The sequence below is a fragment of the Flavobacteriales bacterium genome, from assembly GCA_025210805.1.
Taxonomy (GTDB): domain Bacteria; phylum Bacteroidota; class Bacteroidia; order Flavobacteriales; family CAJXXR01; genus JAOAQX01.
The window spans coordinates 1-4,067 of the sequence record JAOAQX010000024.1 but is presented as its reverse complement, the minus strand read 5'-3'; the positions used below and the strand labels follow the sequence as shown (position 1 = coordinate 4,067).

The 4,067-nt window shown below is 28.8% G+C and carries 5 protein-coding genes and 1 CRISPR repeat array; of the genes, 1 reads left to right on the top strand and 4 read right to left on the bottom strand.

The annotated features are described in order from the left end of the window. The first annotated feature begins 622 nt into the window (after positions 1 to 622). Entirely contained in the window at positions 623 to 781 is a 159-nt protein-coding gene (locus N4A45_09515; GenBank protein MCT4665456.1) for a hypothetical protein, read from the top strand. A 373-nt stretch (positions 782 to 1,154) separates the two neighbouring features. Here N4A45_09515 and N4A45_09510 read toward each other — a convergent pair whose 3' ends face one another. From N4A45_09510 to N4A45_09495, 4 genes are read right to left on the bottom strand one after another with little or no spacing between them, the layout of a single operon-like run. After that, a complete protein-coding gene (locus N4A45_09510) occupies positions 1,155 to 1,805 on the bottom strand; it encodes a hypothetical protein (GenBank protein ID MCT4665455.1) in 651 nt (216 codons plus the stop codon). After that, the gene (locus N4A45_09505; GenBank protein MCT4665454.1) at positions 1,783 to 2,073 is read right to left on the bottom strand and encodes a hypothetical protein; all 291 of its coding nucleotides are present in this window, start codon (positions 2,071 to 2,073) and stop codon (positions 1,783 to 1,785) included. Before N4A45_09505 ends, N4A45_09510 begins: the two co-directional genes overlap by 23 nt. Then, positions 2,054 to 2,395, bottom strand: coding sequence for a hypothetical protein (locus N4A45_09500; GenBank protein MCT4665453.1), 342 nt, complete (start codon positions 2,393 to 2,395; stop codon positions 2,054 to 2,056). Before N4A45_09500 ends, N4A45_09505 begins: the two co-directional genes overlap by 20 nt. 1 nt (position 2,396) lies before the next feature. Next, the gene (locus tag N4A45_09495; GenBank protein MCT4665452.1) at positions 2,397 to 3,044 is read right to left on the bottom strand and encodes a hypothetical protein; all 648 of its coding nucleotides are present in this window, start codon (positions 3,042 to 3,044) and stop codon (positions 2,397 to 2,399) included. 389 nt (positions 3,045 to 3,433) lie between these two features. Then, positions 3,434 to 3,657: a CRISPR direct-repeat array (repeat unit 30 nt; unit sequence GTTTCAATACATCACATGTTAAGGTCTAAT). Positions 3,658 to 4,067: the final 410 nt, after the last annotated feature.

Below are 4,067 nucleotides of genomic sequence, written 5' to 3'. Positions count from 1 at the left end.
CATCTCATGTTAAGGTCTAATGACACTCGTTTCAACGTTTGTCTAAAATGAGTATACACCCTTTTCGTTCAAATTTCAAGCAAAAGTTATATTTCACTCCAGTGATTTGCCAATATTTCCTAAATCGTGGTGATTTGAGTAATACTGTCATCTGGATATTTCTGGTTGGAGTGAACACAAAATAAAAACCTAGAGTCTAGAATTGATCTAGTATCTCTAGGTTTTATTTTTATCTCTTCCCTGCTACTTCTCGTTTGGTTTATTACATCGCATGTTAAGGTCTAATGCTATTGCTAAACAAACAAAGCAAATATTTATGGAGTTTCAATACATCGTATGTTAAGGTCTAATAATCGAAAGAAAATAGTAAGCTTTAGTGGCGGTAAGTTTCAATACATCTCATGTTAAGGTCTAATGACACTCGTTTCAATGTTTGTCTAAAATGAGTATACACCCTTTTCGTTCAAATTTCAAGCAAAAGTTATATTTCACTCCAGTGATTTACCAATAATTCCTAAATCATGGTGACTTAAGTAATGTTCTCATCTGGACATTTCTGGTTGGAGTCTGATATGCATATTTTTACACAAATGAACTTATATCTTCTAAATTAGGTTTGTCTATGGATACCCTAGCAAGTCATTTTGAAGTTATGGAGTCTTTTGTCCTGGAGAAATTTCAGTTTGTGGCCAAAGGAAAATTGTCATGGCCATTGGATCAAGAACAAGCTTTGATGTTGGCCAACTTACCATCGGCTTATATCGTTAATGTTTTGGGATAGAAAAAAGCAACTCAGATTTGAGTTGCTTTTTTTGTGGTTGTTGTACATCGTATGTTAAGGTCTAATATTCCAGGAAAAACTAGAAACAAATGCTCTAAAGCTGTTTCAATACATCTCATGTTAAGGTCTAATGACATTCGTTTCAACGTTTGTCTAAAACGAGTATACACCCTTTTCGTTCAAATTTCAAGCAAAAGTTATGTTTTGCTCCAATGATTTACCAATAATTCCTAAATCATGGTGATTTGAGTAATGCTCTCATTTGGATATTTCTGGTTGGAATCTTATTTAATCTAAAAAATGCAAAAAATATTTGAGCACACAGTAAAACAACTCATCTAATCACTATACTATGCACTCAAACACTATTTTATCAATAACTGTTTTTTAAATATTTTTCTATATTTTTTATACAATTTTCCATTTTTGTTTTTAAATCTTTATAATTACTTTTTTCAATGTTATTATCTTCGTTTTTTAATTTTTGAAGCATATCACTTAATTTAGATACCTCTAGATATATTGAGCTTTCTTCATTACAATTTATTAAGCAGAGCTCTTTTCTATGTTTCTCTAACTTATCAACATCTATATGTTCTATATATGGTATAATATCTCTTTTGGATTCTTCGCTCTCTAGAAGTTCAAACAATGATATTCCTGAATGAGATTCATTCATCGCTTTATAATTGTCATCGAAACTTTTTTTTACAATTGCTAAATTGTTTTTGAAATTACTAACATCTTGCAAATCCCTGTAGGATTTGTCTAATTTGTATAAATACCATGCAATTGTAGTTGCACACTCTATTCCCAATATAGTAATCCAATAATAAATAAATTCCGACATAGTCAAATCATCAGGTTCACTGATTACAAATATAAAACAATTTGGCAAACATTCATTGATAAAAAAACCTACTGACATACAAAATTTCATAATAAATAATAAAATAATTGGTAAGAAAAATGCTCCAAGCCCAAATAATATTATTTTAAGATTAAACTTTTTCGTATTCTTCAAATTCAACCTTCAATTCTTTTTCATACAGTTTCATTACTTTTTCTATTTCTTTTCTAGGATAAGAGTCTGAATTAACAAAAAAGCAGTCTATGCCTCCTCTTTTATCTATATCCACACTATAATTTTCATCATATGCATCAAAGCTAACATAATTTGCCGATTCTCTTACCAATAAAGCCTTATCAAAAATATTTTTCATTTCTAATTTCATTAATTCGAATTTAAAATTAATGATAGATTCTCTTGGTTTAATTTCTATATACTTCATTATCATTCCCCTCTGTTTCATCTGGTTTATACAAATCAAATAACGCCTCAAAATCTGTATAAATGTACTCAAAATCGTCCTCTAATGTTTTTTTGCTTGTGTTAAAATATCTATTCTTTATCTTTTTCAATTTTGCTTTAGCTCTTTCTTTCTCATTATTGGTATAAACATTTATATCAGAATATTCAATTGCTTCACAAATTTTTTCCGCTGAATTTACTAACTTTTTTAGTTGTTCGTGTTCCATTAAGTATATCTTTGTATTTTCTATTTTATTATATGTTTTCAGCAAAACGCTGCCGTTTATCAAAGCATCTTTCATATTACTTACCTTGAGCTTCGGCTTTTATTTTTGAAATTTGAGTATATACTTTATTTCTAGCTTCCTGATATGATTCCACATCATCATCTATGAACTCATACACTCCATTTTTAAATATATTTGTAAGTAACACATCTATATGCGTCGAAACATTCATAAGCTCAGTACAATCCATTTTTATCAACAAAGATTCGCCATCAATTCGATTAACTTCAACAAATTGATCTTTAGAACTACTGTCAAACTTAACTCCAAATGAAAGCAACATAAAAGGCTTTTCTCTTTTAGCATTCTTTATTTTTAATGCCTGTTGGTTTTTGTATTTAAACAAATTAATCATTCTTACACATCTTTTACCCATCTTAGATTTAATTCTATCTTCTGAAATCCATTTTATTTCTTCATCACAATCTAAATACTTAAATAATTCTTCGGCTAAACTTTCAGTTAAAAACACTTCTGCATTATTCTTAGCAAGTTCTAGTTTTAATTCGTTACTATAAATAACTTCCTCTGTAAAATCTAATACTCCTTTTATCCGATCCATTTGCAAATTGTTGTCCAAAGATTCAAAAAAAGTAATTAAACTAGCAAATAAAACAACTTCTTTTTTCTGTGTTGTTATCTCCATTATAATATCGCCTCGCATTTATGTATAATTAATTTATCATGATAAACATTCGATATAATGACAAATTTCATTTGTCATTATATCGCAAATATACCCCTTTGTCAAAAAAATTATCACATTTTTATCGTATCTATTCAATTAATTAATTTTCAATTTTTCTAATTTAAAAAATCTATTTATGCATATATACCTAAAAAACGAAAAGAATGTTATTTTTGTAAACCTCTTTTCTTGCAATATTCTTAACTTTTTTTCCGATAAAAAATACTTCCAGAGTAGATAGTCCAATTGAACTGTCTACTCTGGAAGTATCATATCATTATAATTTGTTTTTTGCCTAGCTATTATAATTTTTGTATTTTATAGTCTAACTGGTTCGAAATAAACATCAAGAATTTTGGTTTGTTGTTTCAATACATCTCATGTTAAGGTCTAATAAATTAAAACAAACGAGGTGATACTTTTGTCACAGTTTCAATACATCACATGTTAAGGTCTAATATTGGAGCTAGTTTTTTAGATTTAATACAGCTTTTAGTTTCAATACATCACATGTTAAGGTCTAATGAAATACCGCAAAGATCTAGTGGTTGGGATAAGCGTTTCAATACATCACATGTTAAGGTCTAATGACACTCGTTTCAACGTTTGTCTAAAACGAGTATACACCCTTTTCGTTCAAATTTCAAGCAAAAGTTATATTTTACTCCAGTGATTTACCAATAATTCCTAAATCGTGGTGATTTGAGTAATGCTCTCATCTGGATATTTCTGGTTGGAGTCTGATATACATATTTTTACTTATCAAATTAGTTATTTTATATTCTATCTTCATTTATAATCTAATCTTTGATATAATATACTCGAACATTTGTTCGTGCAAGGAGGTTGATTATATGAAAGCTGCGTTATATGTCAGAGTGTCTACTACTCATCAAATAGATAAGGATTCTTTGCCTTTCCAGCGTAAGGAGCTTACGAATTATTCTAAGTATTTTCTAGGAATTGATGATTATGAGATTTTCGAGGATGCTGGTTATT